Origin of the sequence: Hungatella sp. SL.1.14 (genome assembly GCF_024460495.1) — a bacterium.
GTDB lineage: Bacteria > Bacillota > Clostridia > Lachnospirales > Lachnospiraceae > Hungatella > Hungatella hathewayi.
This window is the reverse complement of sequence record NZ_JANFYJ010000578.1, coordinates 1-256: the sequence shown is the minus strand read 5'-3', so window position 1 is coordinate 256 and position 256 is coordinate 1. Positions and strand designations below refer to the sequence as shown.

1 rRNA gene is annotated in these 256 nt (G+C 52.0%); it reads left to right on the top strand.

The features are described from left to right. Positions 1-256 (top strand): 23S ribosomal RNA (locus NE473_RS32380); the annotation flags it as partial.

The window sequence follows — 256 nt, the reverse complement described above, 5'->3', positions numbered from 1 at the left end:
GAACCCGCTGAACTGAAACATCTAAGTAGGCGGAGGAAAAGAAAGAAAACTCGATTTCCAGAGTAGCGGCGAGCGAAATGGAAGGAGCCTAAACCTGGGTGCGTGCACCCAGGGGTTATGGACTGCATCAAGTGACTCGTATGGTAACAGAACGGTCCTGGAAAGACCGGCCACAGAGGGTGAAAGCCCCGTATGTGAAACCAGAAGAGAGCGAGCATGTTCCAAAGTACCACGAGACACGAGAAACCTTGTGGGA